12 protein-coding genes and 1 rRNA gene are annotated in these 16,682 nt (G+C 62.9%); 9 read left to right on the forward strand and 4 right to left on the reverse strand.

Features of this window, described 5'->3' with window-relative positions; genetic code table 11:
- The first annotated feature begins 210 nt into the window (after positions 1–210).
- Positions 211–323: ribosomal RNA gene (rrf, locus tag ABIB42_RS12450) — 5S ribosomal RNA — on the forward strand.
- An 87-nt stretch (positions 324–410) separates the two neighbouring features.
- On the opposite strand, the gene ABIB42_RS12455 is transcribed toward rrf, so the two are convergent.
- On the reverse strand, positions 411–4,181 hold the full coding sequence (locus ABIB42_RS12455; RefSeq protein WP_229520301.1) for a TonB-dependent receptor: 3,771 nt from the start codon (positions 4,179–4,181) through the stop codon (positions 411–413).
- Positions 4,182–4,434: 253 nt separating this feature from the next.
- Between ABIB42_RS12455 and ABIB42_RS12460 the strand changes: the two genes are divergently transcribed.
- The 3 genes from ABIB42_RS12460 (at position 4,435) to ABIB42_RS12470 (ending at position 5,478) form a co-directional block, all read left to right on the forward strand.
- On the forward strand, positions 4,435–4,776 hold the full coding sequence (locus tag ABIB42_RS12460) for a hypothetical protein (protein ID WP_273029256.1): 342 nt from the start codon (positions 4,435–4,437) through the stop codon (positions 4,774–4,776).
- A 3-nt stretch (positions 4,777–4,779) separates the two neighbouring features.
- Entirely contained in the window at positions 4,780–4,989 is a 210-nt protein-coding gene (locus ABIB42_RS12465; protein ID WP_429248412.1) for a hypothetical protein, read from the forward strand.
- Positions 4,990–5,088: 99 nt separating this feature from the next.
- Positions 5,089–5,478: a retropepsin-like aspartic protease gene (locus tag ABIB42_RS12470; RefSeq protein WP_429248413.1), complete on the forward strand. Its 390-nt coding sequence runs from the start codon at positions 5,089–5,091 to the stop codon at positions 5,476–5,478.
- A 7-nt stretch (positions 5,479–5,485) separates the two neighbouring features.
- On the opposite strand, the gene ABIB42_RS12475 is transcribed toward ABIB42_RS12470, so the two are convergent.
- Both ABIB42_RS12475 and ABIB42_RS12480 read right to left on the reverse strand, forming a co-directional pair.
- Positions 5,486–6,928 (reverse strand): DHA2 family efflux MFS transporter permease subunit, encoded by a 1,443-nt coding sequence (locus ABIB42_RS12475; protein WP_219861671.1) that lies wholly within the window; start codon positions 6,926–6,928, stop codon positions 5,486–5,488.
- 117 nt (positions 6,929–7,045) lie between these two features.
- Entirely contained in the window at positions 7,046–7,609 is a 564-nt protein-coding gene (locus ABIB42_RS12480; RefSeq protein WP_005664670.1) for an acyloxyacyl hydrolase, read from the reverse strand.
- Positions 7,610–7,811: 202 nt separating this feature from the next.
- Between ABIB42_RS12480 and ABIB42_RS12485 the strand changes: the two genes are divergently transcribed.
- The gene (locus tag ABIB42_RS12485) at positions 7,812–8,468 is read left to right on the forward strand and encodes a suppressor of fused domain protein (RefSeq protein WP_005664672.1); all 657 of its coding nucleotides are present in this window, start codon (positions 7,812–7,814) and stop codon (positions 8,466–8,468) included.
- Between the two features lie 3 nt (positions 8,469–8,471).
- Here the strand turns inward: ABIB42_RS12485 and ABIB42_RS12490 are convergent, their stop codons facing one another.
- Positions 8,472–9,665: a M20 aminoacylase family protein gene (locus tag ABIB42_RS12490; RefSeq protein ID WP_005664674.1), complete on the reverse strand. Its 1,194-nt coding sequence runs from the start codon at positions 9,663–9,665 to the stop codon at positions 8,472–8,474.
- Between the two features lie 174 nt (positions 9,666–9,839).
- Here ABIB42_RS12490 and ABIB42_RS12495 point away from each other — a divergent pair, with 174 nt between their 5' ends.
- From ABIB42_RS12495 to ABIB42_RS12510, 4 genes are all read left to right on the forward strand, one after another.
- A complete protein-coding gene (locus tag ABIB42_RS12495; protein WP_429248414.1) occupies positions 9,840–11,942 on the forward strand; it encodes a molybdopterin-containing oxidoreductase family protein in 2,103 nt (700 codons plus the stop codon).
- A gap of 25 nt (positions 11,943–11,967) precedes the next feature.
- Positions 11,968–13,044: an aminopeptidase gene (locus ABIB42_RS12500; protein WP_005664678.1), complete on the forward strand. Its 1,077-nt coding sequence runs from the start codon at positions 11,968–11,970 to the stop codon at positions 13,042–13,044.
- 160 nt (positions 13,045–13,204) lie between these two features.
- Positions 13,205–14,896: a long-chain-fatty-acid--CoA ligase gene (locus ABIB42_RS12505; protein ID WP_429248415.1), complete on the forward strand. Its 1,692-nt coding sequence runs from the start codon at positions 13,205–13,207 to the stop codon at positions 14,894–14,896.
- Between the two features lie 85 nt (positions 14,897–14,981).
- The gene (locus ABIB42_RS12510) at positions 14,982–16,664 is read left to right on the forward strand and encodes a long-chain-fatty-acid--CoA ligase (RefSeq protein ID WP_429248416.1); all 1,683 of its coding nucleotides are present in this window, start codon (positions 14,982–14,984) and stop codon (positions 16,662–16,664) included.
- Positions 16,665–16,682 lie beyond the last annotated feature (18 nt).

The following is a 16,682-nucleotide window of genomic DNA, read 5'->3' on the forward strand; positions in this document are numbered from 1 at the left end:
GCTGGGTGTGGAAGTGCAGTAATGCATTAAGCTAACCAGTACTAATTGCCCGTACGGCTTGTCCCTATAACCTTGGTAGTCCAAGGTCGAGTACAGCTGCTCGATACAAAGCTACAACCCAACAATACTTCTTCCAGATTCAGAGCCTTGCGCACGCAGAGTTGGCGGCTTCGCCGCCGACGCGTTCAAGCAAAGCTCGTACAAGTCATGCCTGATGACCATAGCAAGTCGGTCCCACCCCTTCCCATCCCGAACAGGACCGTGAAACGACTTTGCGCCGATGATAGTGCTGCAACCAGTGTGAAAGTAGGTTATCGTCAGGCTAGTTATATGAAAAACCCCACCAGGTGATCCTGGTGGGGTTTTTTGCTATAAGGGGTCCCGCCTGTCCTGGCGAAAGCGCCACCCCCTCACTCGAACCTGAAATTCACCCCCGCCATATACGTCGCTCCCGCATACGCATCGGTGTACACATTCGGCGTACCATCGGCAAACTGCGCAAATCCCCCCGTCGTCGTCCCCGTGTGAATCCGTCCGAGATTCCGCCCCTCGAGGAACAATTCGATATTCTCATTGACCCGATACCCGATTTTCGCATCGATGTACCGGGTCCCGAGCCGGAAGCTCGGCGCCCCGGGCGCATATACCGGATTGCGAACAGTCGTCAGCCCGTGCGCCGGATAATTGTTGATAGCGGTCGAATTACACCCCGATATGCAACTGAACTTCTCGGCCACGAACTGCACCGCCACCCTGGCCGATAACTTGCCATCGTCGTACCACAGCGACGCGTTCCAGGAATGGTGGGGCTCGCCGGCCACCGGCATGACGGTGCCGGTCAGCAGGTCGCGCACGGCGGTCCCGGTCAACTTGGACTTGTTGCGCGTGTAGTTGGCATCGATCCCAAGATAGCGCAGATACCACGGCAGGAAGGTGAATGCGGCCTTCCCCGACACCTCGTAGCCCGTGCGGGTGTTCGGCAATTGATTGATCCAGCGGCGGTAGTCGAACTGCTGGTCTGCCAGCGGCTTGCCGGTCTGGCTGTCCACCTGGTCCGAGCCGGCAAACAGCGCGGCCGCATTGACCGCCTCGATCAGCGTCGGCGCACCGATGACCCCCTCCTGCCGGTACACGGCGCCGGCGAACATGTAGTTCTTGTTGGGATACCACTCGAGCGACAGGTTCTGGTTGTGGTTGGTCATCGGCTCCAGCGACGGATTGCCCATGGTGCCGGAGCAATATTGCGCGCGAGGCTCGCCATCCGCATCGAGCTGGTCGGTGAAGCGCTCGTCGTAGAAGCAGGTGCCGCTCGGGATCAGGCGCCCGCCGGGCGGGCGTGCGACGGTCTTGCCCCAGTTGTAGCGTAGTACGAGTTCGTTGGGCAAAAACCAGGTGTTCAGGTTGATCGAGGGCAGGTAGTCGGTGCTGACGTCCGAGATCTCGGTATCCCGGCGGTAGATCGCCGTCGTCACACCGTTGGCATTCTCCGGGTCGGCGGGATTGAAGCTCGCGTTCTTCACCGTCGACTGGAAGGCCAGCTGTCCGGTGCCGACCACCCCGGTGCGCACGATGCGCACGCCGACGTTGCCATCGAAGGCGATGCCGAACGGCAGCGGACGTTCGCTGAACGGTATGCGGTCCAGGCTGAAGTCCGTCATCAGGTAGCCCGCATCGACGGTTTCCACCAGCTTGTTCATCGGCTGGGCATACATCTGGCCGTCGCTGCCGGCGCAGGATTTCACGCAATCGAGGTTGTAGTTCGGTACGCCGAGCAGGTCATAGAGTTTGCCGATGTCGATCTCGGTCCAGCCGCTGATCAGTCCCGCCGGACGATCGGGATCGCCACCGTAGAACTGGGATGTCGGCTGCTTCGTATAGACCTGCGCGAACATGTCGCGGAACTGGTCGGCGGTGATCTGGATCGTCCCGCCGAGGTTGGCGCGCGGGTCGGCATTGGGGGTATAGCCGTACTTGCATGGCCGCCCGCCTGCCCCCAGCGAGCCGGAGGTGTCTTCGCAAATCTGGTAGGTGGTGCGCAGGTTTTTATTGGGGACGTAAATGCCTGGAATATAGCCTGGCGTCCCCCAGGTGCCCTGGGGTTCCTGGACGGTCACGCCGCCGGTGCCCCAGGCCGAGTAATCGCTCTTTCGGCGGTTGTATCCGATCTTGAAGCGCGGCAGATAGCCGTTGGTGAAGTCGCTGGTGTTGAAGGCCACATCGAGTTTCACGGTGCGCTCGGTCTGTTCGTTGATGCGCGCATTCTGCAGCGACAGCGTCCTTGCCGGATCGATCAGCGGTAGCTGGTCCGAGGTATAGGCGGGCGTCGCCGGGGCGAATGCACTGCCGGCGAAAGCGGCGAGCGCAGGCTGCGGCCGCAGCGCGAAGTAATTGTTGGGATTGTTGGGATCGAAGCTCGCGCTCGGCTTGTAATCCCAGATACCGTTCGATAACAGGTTTGCCTGGACGGGCCCCGTATAGCCGCTCAGGCCGGCGCGGCGCTCGTAGCGCGAGAAGTCGCTGCGCGCATCGCCCAGCAACAGCTCGGCGAATACGAAGCGATTCTTGTAGGTGCCGCCAGCCTGGGTGTAACGCGATTTTTCCCGAATATTGAGCATGGTGTTTTCGACACCGAAACTGCCATCGGCAATCTTATAGCCTGTCAAATGGTGGTTCGCGTCGACCGTGACCGAGTTCGGATCGATATTCGACGTCGACCCGTTGGCCGCGCCCCCGGCACGCCAGCTCAGGTCCGGATACAGGAAATAGCCGGATGCGGGCACCAGATTGCGCGTCGCCCATGCGCCGTTCGGCAACTGGGTCGGCGACACCGTGTCGGTAAAGGATGGGCCGATATAGCCATTCGGCCCAGTGACCGTCGTGCCGTTGAAGGCTGGGCCGCCATAGCCCGCGCTGCTCGCTTCCGAGACGATATGGCGCGACGAGCGGCTGTGCTTGACGTAGACCTGCAGACCGTCGCTGACCTTGAAATCCAGGCGGATATCGCCCGAGTTGCGATCTTCGTCCTGGCGATTCACGAAGTAGCGGGTACTGCTCGGCACGTAATCATTCCATTGCCCCAGGCAGGACAGCAGTTCCGTCTGGCGTTGGTTGATCGCACTGGTACGGGTGGCGCCAGCCACGATGGCGTTGGCCTGGGCCTCGGTCAGCAGTGGAAATGCCTGGTAACACGCCGCCTTGGTTTGCGCAGCGGCCGACTTGGCCACGATTTCCTGGGGTGTGGCTGCGTTGAACGTGCCACCACCGATCAGATTCGATGTCAGCAGCGGTGTCGTCGACAGCGGGTCGTCCAGTTTGACGGTATTCGGTTGGAACGAGAACGTTTTTTCCGGCGAGTTGTCGAAGTCGAGTGGACGATAGGCGCCGACGGCACTGCTGCTGCCGCCCTGGTTGATCGAGTGCGACTCCTGGGCAACCTTGCTCCTGGACAGATTAACCAGCACGCCCAGCCGGTCGTTCATCAGTTTTTTTACACCGACGAGGTTCAGGTTGGGATTGAGTTTCTCATTGAGCGTGTTCTGCATTCCGGCGACACGCATCGACAGGTAATCCTTCTTGAAGTCCAGGCCATTCCGGGTGGTGATGCGCACCGAGCCGCCAAGTGACCCTTCTACCATGTCGGCCGTGGAACCTTTTACCACGTCCACGCTCTTGATCAGGTCGGACGATAACTGGCGCATCTCGACGGCGCGTCCACCGGCCTGGTCCGAGCCGGCGTTCATCCCGCCCAGCAAATCGGCGCCGCCAGCGGACTGTACGCCCTGTCCATCGAGTTCCACGCGGGTCAGTTCCGGGCCGTTGCCCCGGATCGAGACCGAGATCCCTTCGCCATAGTCGCCTCGGTCCACGGCCACCCCGGCGATCCGGGAAATCGCATCCGCCACGTTCCGGTCCGGGAAGGCGCCCACGTCTTCCGCCACGATGGAATCCTGGGCGGTGTCGGCCTTCTTCTTCCTGCCGATCGCACTTTCCTGGGCCTGCCGCGTACCCACCACGCGTACGGTGGTGGGGGCACTGGCAGGACTGCTTGTCGTCGTGTCCTGCTCTGTTTGCCCGGCCTGTTGCGCGTGAACTGGTACCCCGGTTGCAAGCGAAGCCAGGGCCATCGCAACCGCACCGGACAGACGCCGTGTACGGCAATGCATTGCTGTATGCCTGTTCATTCTCGTCTCCGCAATTTTTTTATGGATCGCTAGATTACGACCCGCTAATGCACTAATGCATGTCGCACGGAAAAGAATCACGGAGTTGATTGCGCCGGAAAGTCAATGATTTTGTCGTCGCCAGAAGCGGATTTCACCTCCAATTATCTGATTTGCATAACTTCAATCCCAAGCGGGTAATCTCGTGTCGTCGATCACTTACATGCATTGAAGTATCTATACTGTGTCTTTCCTGAACTTGCTATGGATGGCGATGACCAATCGACTCTCGACGCTGAATGCCCGCCTGGCCGGCCCGCTTTTGCTCGCGGCCCTGATGAGTTCCAGCCCTGCGATTGCGCAATCGCTCCCTGCCAGCTGCGAGATGGGTGAACTGGCCACGGTGCCGCTCACGTTCACCGACGATCTGCGTCCCGTCATGAAGGCCAGTCTCAACGGTTCCCCTATTTCCGCCGTGGTGAACATCGGCTCGCCACAAACCATCGTCCTCAACAAGAAGACCCTGGATCGTCTCGCCATCAAGCTACGTCATGTCACCAGTACCACGTTCCAGGAAAGCAGGAGCGGCACAACGGATTTCATCCCGCAAGGTTAATTCATGCCGTCTGGCCAATTCATCGTCAGGGAAGGCGTGACGACATTCGTCGACGACGCCTCTTTCGGTCGGACGAAGCTGACGGACAGCTGGTATCTGGTCGAGGATTTTATGGACGACACTTTTGGCGCAAGGGTCGGCGCCGGCAATCTCTTGCTCACGGATCTCGAGGTCGCCCTGGACGAGGGCTATCTGAAACACTTCAACCCGTAAGGCTGCTTCAGGGAGCATCTCGCCTACTGGGACCCGAACGCCGTCGCCGTCCCCATCCGGGTAGACCTGTGGAAGCGCGATCCACGTCCGGTGTTCAGCGTGCTCATCAACGGCAAGGAGGTCTGGGCGCTATTGTCGACGGCGACGCCGCATTCCTACCTTCCGGCAGTCGCCGCGGAGCGGCTGGGATTGACGCCCGCCGCATCCGGCGCGACCCGTGAGGAACCGCTTCCCGGCCACGGCCAGGACAAGCCGGTGTGGAACGTGCCAGTAGGTCAGATGTCGATCGGCGGACTCGAGGTCAAGGACTTCAATGTGCGCCTGATGGACCTGCCGTATTCAGGCGCGATCCTGATATTGGGCACCGACTTCCTGCACCGCCACCGGACCTATATCGCGATGAGCCAGCGGCAGGTGTACTTCTCCGCCGTCAAGAATCCGATCCTGAAACGCGGCTCGGTCGAAGTGATCTCGCAACCGGTGAAATAAGGCGCCGTCACTGCGCCGTCACCGTCACCGGCTCGGCCGTCGGCGCCACGCTCTGCCCGCGGCTGATGCTGTCGCCATCGTTGCGGCGCAGGCGCCAGAACACGGCCGAGGAGAGCAAGGTCAGCACCGCCAGGACGGCGAAGCCATGGTGCAGCGCCTGCGTCACCTGGCCCTGGTTGGTTTGCGACACCCCGCCCAGGAACCAGGCGGTGACGATCGACCCTGCCGCCAGGCCAAAGCTCATCGACAATTGCTGGAACGAGCTGGAAATCGTGCTGGCCATGCTGGTATCGGCCGGCTCGACGTCGGCATAGGCCAGCGTGTTCATGCTCGAGAACTGCAGCGAGTTGAAGAAGCCCTGCATCAGGCCGATGCCGACGATCACCGCCAGCGGCGTGCCGGCATCCACCAGCGTGAACATCGCAATGGTCACGCCGATCATGATCGTATTCACCAGCAGCACCCGGCGATAGCCGAAGCGCGCCAGCAAGCTGGGCGCGAACACCTTCATGCCCATTGCCGCCAGCGCCGACGGCATCATCAGCAAGCCCGATTGCCATGCCGGCAGTCCCAGGCCCAGCTGGTACAGCAGCGGCAGCAGGAAGGGCAGGCCGCCGACGCCGAGACGGGTGAGGAAGCCGCCCAGCACCGCGATACGGAAGGTGCGCACCTTGAGCAGGGTCAGGCGCAGGAGCGGGAATTTGGTCCGGCAGGCATGCCAGGCATACGCGCCCAGCAGGCCGAGCGCCAGCAGGAACAGCAGGCCGGCCGTCATGCCGTCGAGCGTATGCTCGCCAAACACTTCCAGCACCCACGACAACAGGGCGGTGCCGCTGCTGAACAGGATCAGGCCGGGCACGTCGAGCGGACGCCGCTGTTCGGAACGGTAGTCAGGCATATGGCGCCAGACAAAATACAGCGCAGCCAGTCCGACTGGAATATTGACGAAGAAGATCACGCGCCACGAGGTCCAGTGCACGATCAGGCCGCCGACCGTCGGCCCCAATAGTGGCCCGATCAGGGCAGGGATGATGACGAAGTTCATCGCCCCCAGCAGCTCGTTCTTGGGGAAGGTGCGCACGATCGACAGGCGGCCGATCGGGATCATCATGGCGCCCCCCAATCCTTGCAGCAGCCGGGCGCCGGTCATCATGTGGGCGCTCACTGACAGCCCGCACAGCACCGATGCGAAGGTGAACACGGCAATGGCCGTGAAGAACACGCGTCGAGTGCCGAAGCGGTCGGCCATCCAGCCGCTCAAGGGAATGCCGACCGCAAGGCCGAGGATGTAGCTGGTGACGACCGACTTCAGGCTCAGTGGGGTGACGCCGAGGCTGGCGGCAATGCTGGGAATGGCGGTATTGACGATGGTCGCATCGAGCTGCTCCATGAACAGGGCAGTCGCGACGAGCCAGGGAAGGTAGCGCTTGAGGGTGGGCGAAGGGGTCAATCGGGCCTCGTGAAAACGGCAGGCGGCAGTGGCCGCCAGAGGCACGATTGTGTCACAAACTGCAAGACGACCGCGCCATGGACCGGCCGCTGCCGGCCCATGCGCGCATCATGCACATCAGAAGCGGTAAGCCGCCTTGGCGATGAACCAGTTGGCGCCCGCGTTCGGGCTCTTGATGCTGGCGTTCGAGTAGTGCTGGTACTTCAGGCCGAAGTCCCATTTCTGGGTGGTGTAGCCGATGCCGATGTGGTCGCCGAACTGGAAGGCGGTCGACAGTTCCTTGTCTTCGTTCTTGTACAGGGTCGAGAACAGGTTGACGCCGATACCGATCTCGCCATACAGGCCGAGCTTGTTGTCATTCTGGTAGCGGAACACCGGGGTGAAGCCGATGACGCCGATGTTTTTGTTCTGGCCACGGACGTTCTCGTAGGAATTCAGGCGCCACAGGGCCAGGTTGCCTTCCCAGTAGCCCGACAGGTGACGGCCGTTGCCGGCGAACCAGCGCTTGTCCCAGTCGGACTGGACCGCGATGCGGTACATGCGCTGCTGCGGGTTGGTGCCGACTTCAAACGAGGCGGAGTCGATGTAGCCATTGCCGACGGTGGACTGGGCCGAGGCGAACGGAGCGAACAGCGCGGCGCAGAGTGCAGCCAGCGCGCTGATTTTCTTGGTAGTGATCATGGTTATCCTTGGAAGGAAAAAGCGTCATTCTTATTTGATACGCTATTGTACAAGCGAGAACAATAGCGTGCTGGCGGCCACGCAACCATGCGGCGAAGGTATCATAGACGCCCGCTGCGACATAACCACATCAACAATAATGGCCGAACCAACCGCTCCAACCGAACCAAGCATCGCTCCGTTATACCCGCTCGCCGCCCCCATGGCGCGCCAGCCCGAACCCGCGGTGCTGCCGCACGATCCGGTGGGCGAGCACATCGCCGCCCACCTGGGCAAGCCCGCCCTGTACTTCCACGAGACCCAGGCCGACGGCGTCCAGGTCGACATCCACGTGGTCAAGCCGACCGCGTCCTATCCCTATGTGCGCCTGGTGACATCGGGCATGAGCAAGCAGCCGATGAACGTGCCGGAAGGCGCGCCGGCGTATGCCGAGCTCATGATGGCCCTGCCGGCGAACTGGCAGCTGGACGAAGCCGCGATGCAGGACGAGCGCTGGTACTGGCCGGTGGCCCTGCTGCGCCACCTGGCGCACTATCCGCACAAGGAGCGGACCTGGATCGGCCTCGGCCACTCCTTGCCGAACGGGAACCCGGCCAAACCGTATATCGCTAGCATCGGCTTCTGCGGCGCCATCGTGCTGCCGCCCGCATCGAGCCCGGAACCGTTCCATTCGGTCACGGTCGACGGCAAGGACGTCTATTTCCACTGCGTCGTGCCGCTCTACAAGGAAGAGCTGAACCTGGCGCGCCGCCGCGGCTTTCCGGAACTGATCGACAAGTTCAATGAGTACGACGTCACCGACGTGGTCGACCCGGCGCGCAAGAACACGGCCCGAAAGAAATTCCTCGGGCTGTTCTAAGGCTTAGGCCACCGGCAGGCTCATCTCCGCCAGCCGCACCCAGTAGCTGGCGCCGATCGGCAGCAGGTTGTCGTTGAAGTCGTAGCTGGCATTGTGCAGCTGGCAAGGGCCGAGCCCATGGCCGCCGGCGCGGTGATCGCCTTCGCCATTGCCGATGAAGACATAGCAGCCCGGCTTGGCTTGCAGCATGAAGGCGAAGTCCTCGGCGCCCATGGTCGGTTCGACATCGGCATTGACCTGGGCCGGGCCCACCACCGCGCGCATCGCCTCGATCGCGAACGCGGTCTGTTCCGGATGGTTGACCAGCGGCGGGTAATTGCGCTTGAAACCGAAGTCGATGCTGGCGCCAAAGCCAGTTGCGATGCCATTCGCCATTTCTTGCATGCGGCGCTCGACCAGGTCGAGCACCTCGGTGGTGAAGGTGCGCACCGTGCCGACCAGTTCGGCTTCATCGGGGATGATATTGGTGGCGCTGCCGGCATGGATCTGCGTGATGGACAGCACCGCGGTATGCAGCGGGTTCTTTTCGCGCGAGACGATGGTCTGCCAGGCTTGCGCGATCTGCACCGCCACCATCACCGGATCGATGCCGCGATGCGGCTGCGCCGCGTGCGCGCCCTTGCCGCGCACGGTCACGCGGAACTCGTTACTCGAGGCCATCATCGGGCCGGAAACGACGCCGAAATGCCCTTCCGGGATGCCTGGCCAATTGTGCATGCCATACACGGCGTCCATCGGGAAGCGCTCGAACAGGCCGTCGTCGATCATGCGCTTGGCGCCGCCGCCGCCTTCCTCGGCCGGCTGGAAGATCAGGTACACGGTGCCGTCGAAGTTGCGGTGCTGCGCCAGGTAGTGGGCGGCGCCGAGCAGCATCGCGGTGTGGCCGTCATGGCCGCAGGCGTGCATCTTGCCCGCGTGGGTCGAAGCATGCGCGAAGCCGTTCAATTCTTGCATCGGCAGCGCGTCCATGTCGGCGCGCAGGCCGATCGCGCGTTGCGAGGCGCCGTTCTTGATGATGCCGACCACGCCGGTCACGCCCAGGCCGCGCACCACGGGGATGCCCCATGCGCCCAGGCGTTCGGCAACGATGTCGGCGGTGCGGTGTTCTTCGTAGCACAGCTCCGGGTGGGCATGCAGGTCACGTCGGATGGCCTGGATCTCTGCTTGAGACGCCAGGATAGGTTCCACTAGTTTCATCGTGTTCTCCTCGCTGTTTGCGAATGTGTTACCACGCTGTCCAGCCTTTGCATGGCATCGTTTTAACTATTGTAGCTTGCCTCAAACAGACTTGACAGAGGAGGGCGCGAAGCCCGCCGGAATCGTATAAAGTATTGGATTCACGCAGTTTTTTCACCGAAGTCCGATAAGAAAATGACCATTACCCACGTCCGTGCGACCTGCCCCCACGATTGTCCCGACACCTGCGCCATCCTCGTCAAAGTCGAAGACGGTGTCGCGAAAGAAGTGAAGGGCGATCCGGAGCATCCGACCACGGCCGGGGTGTTGTGCACCAAGGTGTCGCGCTACGTCGAGCGCACCTATCACCCGGACCGCGTGCTGTATCCGATGCGCCGCGTGGGCCGCAAGGGAGAAGGGAAATTCGAACGCATCAGCTGGGACGAAGCGCTCGACGAAATCGCCACTCGCCTGAAGCCGATCGCCGCGCGCGACCCGCAAGCCATCCTGCCGTATAGCTATTGCGGCACCATGGGCCTGGTGCAGGGCGAATCGATGTCGCTGCGCTTCTTTAATAAACTGGGCGCCTCGCTGCTCGATCGCACCATCTGCGCCACCGCCGGCGCCACCGGTTACCGCTACACCATCGGCAGTTCGATCGGCACCGACCTGGAGGAATTCCAGGACGCCAAGCTGATCCTGATCTGGGGCGGCAACCCGATCGCATCCAACCTGCATTTCTGGATGCGCGCGCAAGAAGCCAAGCGCCGTGGCGCAACGCTGATCGCGATCGATCCCTATCGTTCCCTGACGGCCGAGAAGTGCCACCAGCACATCGCCCTGTTGCCAGGCACCGATGCGGCGCTGGCGCTGGGCATGATGCACGTCCTGATCACCGAAGACCTGCTCGACCACGACTATATCGAGCAACACACGCTCGGCTTCGAACCCCTGAAGGCGCGCGCCCTGGAGTGGACGCCGGAACGCACCGCCGACACCTGCGGCATCACGGTCGACGAAGTGGTCAACCTGGCGCGCCTGTACGGACAAACCGTCAAGAATGGCGACGCGGCCGCGATCCGCATCAACTATGGCATCCAGCGCGTGCGCGGCGGCGGCATGGCGGTGCGCAACATCGCCTGCCTGCCGGCGCTGGTGGGCGCCTGGCGCCTGCCGGCCGGCGGGATCCAGCTGTCGACCTCGGCGTCGTTCCCGACCAACCGCCCGGCCTTGCAGCGCCCGGATCTCCTGGCGGGCCGCACGCCGCGCACGATCAATATGACCACCATCGGCGACGACCTGCTCAGGGAAGCGTCGCCCGGGTTCGGCCCGAAGATCGAAGCCGTCATCGTCTACAACGCCAACCCGCTGGCGATCGCGCCCGATTCGCGCAAGGTGCAGCAGGGCTTCGAGCGCGAAGACCTGTTCACCGTGGTGCTCGAACACTTTCATACCGATAGCGCCGACTATGCCGACATCCTGTTGCCGGCCACCACCCAGCTCGAGCACGTCGATGCGCACCTGGCTTATGGCCACCTGTACATGATGGCGAATAACGCCGCCATCGCCCCGGTGGGCGAATCGAAACCGAACACCGAATTCTTCCGCCTGCTGGCGGCGCGCATGGGCTATGACGACCCGTGCTTCCTGGAGAGCGACGACGAGATCGCGGCCCAGGCCTTCAACAAGAACGATGCGCGCGCGATCCACTTCGACTGGGAGTCGCTCAAGCGCAGCGGCTGGAAAAAGCTGAACATGCCGGCCGCGCCGTTCGCCGAGGGCGGTTTCACGACCCCGTCCGGCAAGTGCGAGTTTTTCTCGGAGAGCATGCTCGCCGATGGGCTCGATCCGGTGCCCACGTATATTCCGCCTTACGAGTCTGTTGCTTCCAACCCTGTACTGGCCGAAAAGTACCCGCTGGCGATGATTTCTCCGCCGGCGCGGAACTTCCTCAACTCGACGTTTGTCAATGTAAAGAGCCTGCGCGCAACTGAGGGCGAACCGCACCTCGACATCCACCCGGACGACGCCGCGGCACGCGGCATCGCCCACGGCGACATGGCGCGCATTTTTAACGACCGCGGTTCGTTCATCGCCCGCGCACGCGTGACCGACAAGGCGCGTGCTGGATTGGTGGTGGGCTTGTCGATCTGGTGGAAGAAACTCGCCAGCGACGGCAAGAACGCCAATGAAGTCACCAGCCAGCGTTTGACCGACATGGGCCGGGCGCCCACTTTCTACGACACCCTCGTGCAGGTCGAAAGAGCTGCACCCTTGACGCGAGATGAAACCATCTAGATTTTCCCAGGCCTTCAAGCCAGTCATGGTCGCGGCAGCCGCAGCCCTCATGTTGTCAAGCTGCTCATCCCTCTCCTACTACACCCAGGCCGCGCAAGGCCAGCTGCAATTGCTGACCAATGCGCGCCCGATCGACGACTGGATCGCCGATAGCAACACCAACGTCAAGTTGCGCCACCGCCTCGAATCGGCGCGCCAGATCCGCCGCTTCGCCATCCAGGAAATGAAGCTGCCCGACAACGGCAGCTATACCAACTACACCAATCTCGGCCGGCCCTACGTGTTGTGGAACGTGGTCGCCACGCCCGAGCTGTCGCTCAAGCCCATCCAGTGGTGCTTCCCGGTGGCCGGCTGCGTCAGCTATCGCGGCTACTACAGCAAGGCCGAGGCCCAGGCCTATGCCAAGCAATTGCGCGCGCAGGGCAATGACGTCGAGGTCGGAGGCGTGAGCGCCTACTCGACCCTGGGCTGGTTCAGCGATCCCCTGATGTCGACCTTCATCAATTATCCGGACGCCGAGCTGGCGCGCCTGATCTTCCATGAACTGGCGCACCAGGTGGTCTACGTGGCGGGCGATTCGCAGTTCAACGAATCCTTCGCCAGCGCGGTGGAGCAGGCCGGCGTGGAAGCCTGGCTCGAGCGCTTCGGCAATCCCCAGATGAGCGAAGCGTACGAGCGCTACAAGACCCGCAAGAGCGACTTCCTGGCCCTGCTGTTGCGCTATCGCGGCGAGCTGGAGCGTACGTACAAGAGCATGGAGCCCGACGGCGTCAAGCGCGCGGCCAAGGCGCGCCTGTTCCTGGCGCTGCAGGACGACTACCAGGTGCTCAAGGCGAACTGGGGTGGCTACGCGGGCTACGACCGTTTCTTTGCCGAGCCGCTGTCGAACGCCCACCTGGCCTCGGTGGCGACCTATAACGATTTCGTGCCGGCGTTTCGCGTTTTGCTGCGCCGCGAGAAGTCGTGGCGCGGCTTCTACAAGGCTGTCAACCAGCTGGCCAAGCTCGACAAGGAAGAGCGGCATCGCGTGCTCAAGCGCCTGGGCGCGACGGCCACGCCGGGCACGCTGGTGGTGCAGCGCACCATCGGTGCGTCTCCGTAGAGGACCGGTTCCAATCGCGGTAAAACCGCTTGCGCACAGGGGCGCTGCCCGATAGCATCACCATCAGCGATGGCAAACCTATAAGCCACGTGTGCAGGCGCGCCGGCAAACACCTCCGGCCGCCCGACCAGAACGATAAAAATCGAGACAGAGGTGAGCGATGGACAAAATTTGGCTGCAGTCGTATCCCCCGGGCGTGCCTGCGGAGATTGATCCGGATCAATACCGCTCCTTGGTGCATTTGCTCGAAGAATCCTTCAGCAAATATGCGGACCGCAAGGCCTATGTGTGCATGGACAAGTTCATCACCTACGGCGAACTCGATGCGTATTCGAAGCGGCTGGCCGCCTGGCTGCAGAGCCGCGGCCTGGCCCCCGGCGCGCGCGTGGCGATCATGATGCCGAACGTGCTGCAGTATCCGATCGCGCTGGCCGCCGTGCTGCGCGCCGGCTACACCGTCGTCAACGTCAACCCGCTGTACACCGCGCGCGAACTGGAGCACCAGATCGGCGACTCGGGCAGCGAAGCGATCATCGTGCTGGAAAACTTTGCCCACACCGTGCAGAAGGTGATGGGCAAGACCCCGCTGCGCCACGTGGTGGTGGCCAGCATGGGCGAGATGCTGGGCGGCGTGAAGGGCATGCTGGTCAACTTCGTGGTCCGCAACGTCAAGAAGATGGTGCCCGAGTTCTCGCTGCCGAACATGGTCACCTTCAAGGAAGCGCTGGCCCAGGGCGAGCGCATGCCGTTCAAGCCGGCCGAGCTCAGGATCGACGACGTCGCCTTCCTGCAGTATACGGGCGGCACCACCGGCGTCTCGAAAGGCGCCACGCTCACCCACCGCAACGTGATCGCCAACGTGCTGCAGACCGAGGCCTGGGCCGAGCCGTGCATGCAGCAGGCCGCGGGCGAGCAGGTCACGATCGTGTGCGCGCTGCCGCTGTACCACATCTTCGCGCTGACCGCATGCGCGATGTGGGGCATGCGCATGGGCGCCCTGAACGTCCTGATCGTGAACCCGCGCGACATCCCGGCCTTCGTCAAGGAACTGGCAAAGTACCGCGTCAACATGCTGCCGGCCGTGAACACGCTGTACAACGCGCTGGCCAACAACCCCGACTTCGCCCACCTCGATTTCTCGGCGCTGCGCATGTGCAACGGCGGCGGCATGGCGGTGCAAAAGCCGGTGGCCGACAAGTGGCGCCAGATCACCGGCGTGGCCATCGTCGAAGGCTACGGCTTGTCGGAGACCTCGCCGGTGGCCACCTGCAACCGCGCCGACAGCACCGAATTCACGGGCACCATCGGCCTGCCGGTGCCGTCGACCGACATCGCGATCATCGACGACGAAGGCCGCCACATGGCGCCGGGCGAGATCGGCGAGATCGCGATCCGCGGCCCGCAGGTAATGACCGGCTACTGGAACCGTCCGGACGAAACCGCGAAGGTGATGACGGCCGATGGCTTCTTCCGTTCGGGCGACGTCGGCGTCATGGACGCCGGCGGCTACGTGAAGATCGTCGACCGCAAGAAGGACATGATCCTGGTCTCGGGCTTCAACGTCTATCCGAACGAGCTCGAAGGCGTGATCGCCGGCCATGAGGGCGTGCTCGAATGCGCCGTGGTCGGCGTGCCCGACGACCATTCGGGCGAGGCGGTCAAGGTATTCGTGGTAAAGAAAGACCCTGGCCTCACGGCCGAACAGCTGATGGACTACTGCAAGCAGCAGTTCACCGGCTACAAGCGACCGAAGTACATCGAATTCCGCGACGAGCTGCCGAAGACCAACGTCGGCAAGATCCTGAGGCGCGCGCTGAGGGACGAGAAAAAGCAGCCGGAGACGGTAACGTAAGCATTGTGACGGGACTACCCCGGCGAAAGCCGCCCCGTCGGGCGGCTTTCGCGTTTTATTGGAACCAACAAGGAAGGCAGGACAGATGGACAAATTTTGGCTCTCGTCGTACGAGAACGGCGTGCCGGCTCAGATCGATCCGACCCAGTACCGCTCGCTGACGCATTTGCTGGAGGAGGCGTTTCGCAAGTACGCCGACCGCAAGGCCTATGCCTGCATGGGCAAGTCCATCACGTTCGCGGAACTCGATGCGATGTCGCAGCGGATGGCGGCCTGGCTGCAGGCGCGCGGCCTTCAAGCCGGCGCGCGCGTGGCGATCATGCTGCCGAACGTGCTGCAGTATCCGGTGGCGCTGGCAGCCGTGCTGCGCGCCGGCTACGTGGTCGTCAACGTCAATCCGCTGTACACGCCGCGCGAGCTGCAGCACCAGCTGGTCGACTCGGGCGCCGAGGCGATCGTGGTGCTCGAGAACTTCGCCCACACGCTGGAGCAGGTGGTGCGCCAGACGAACGTGAAACATATTGTCCTGGCCACCATGGGCGACCTGCTGGGTGGCCTGAAAGGCTCGCTGGTCAACCTGGTGGTGCGCAAGGTCAAGAAGATGGTGCCGGCCTATTCGCTGCCGGGCGCGGTCGGTTTCAACAAGGTGCTGGCCGAAGGCGCCCGCGAAACCCTCAAGCCGGTCGCGATCGGCCACGACGACATCGCCTTCCTGCAGTACACCGGCGGCACCACCGGCGTGTCGAAGGGCGCGGTGCTGCTGCACCGCCACGTGATCGCCAACGTGCTGCAGAACGAAGCCTGGTTCGGGCCGACCCTGGCCAAGCTGAAGGCCGGCGAACAGCCGCAGTTCGCCTGCGCGCTGCCGCTGTACCACATCTATGCGCTCACGGTCTGCGCGCTGCTGGGCCTGCGCATCGGCGGCATGAACCTCTTGATCCCGAACCCGCGCGACATCAAGGGCTTCGTCAAGGAGCTGGCCGGTTATCGCATCAACATCTTCCCGGCCGTGAACACCTTGTACAACGGCCTGCTCAACAACGACGATTTCGCCAGGCTCGATTTCTCGGGCCTGATGGTGTGCCCGGGCGGCGGCATGGCCGTGCAGAAGGCCGTGGCCGACAAATGGCTCAAGACCACCGGCATCCCGATCGTCGAGGGTTACGGCCTGTCCGAGACCTCGCCGGTGGTGACCGCCAACCGCTGCGACATCACTGAATTCACCGGCACCATCGGCCTGCCGCTGCCGTCGACCGAGCTGCGCATCCTGGACGAGGCGGGCAACGAAGTCCCGTTCGGCACCGCCGGCGAGATCGCCGTGCGCGGTCCGCAGGTGATGGCCGGCTACTGGCAGCGCGACGACGAGACGGCCAAGGTCATGACCGCGGACGGTTTCTTCAAGACCGGCGACATCGGCATCATGGACGACAAGGGCTATACCCGCATCGTCGACCGCAAGAAGGACATGATCCTGGTCTCGGGCTTCAACGTCTATCCGAACGAAGTGGAGGGCGTGGTGGCCGCGCACCCGGGCGTGCTGGAAGTGGCGTGCGTGGGCGTGCCGGACCAGAACTCGGGCGAGGCCGTGAAGCTGTACGTGGTGAAGAAGGACGCCGACCTCACCACCGAACAGCTCAAGGAGTTCTGCAAGGAGCAGCTGACCGGCTACAAGCGGCCCAAGTTCATCGAGTTCCGCGAGACCCTGCCGAAGACGAACGTCGGCAAGATCCTGCGGCGCGAACTGCGCGACGAGAAGAAGAGCGCCTGATGCCGAAGGCCGCCGATC

Source organism: Massilia sp. UYP32, assembly GCF_050434365.1.
In the GTDB taxonomy this organism is placed as follows: domain Bacteria; phylum Pseudomonadota; class Gammaproteobacteria; order Burkholderiales; family Burkholderiaceae_D; genus Telluria; species Telluria timonae.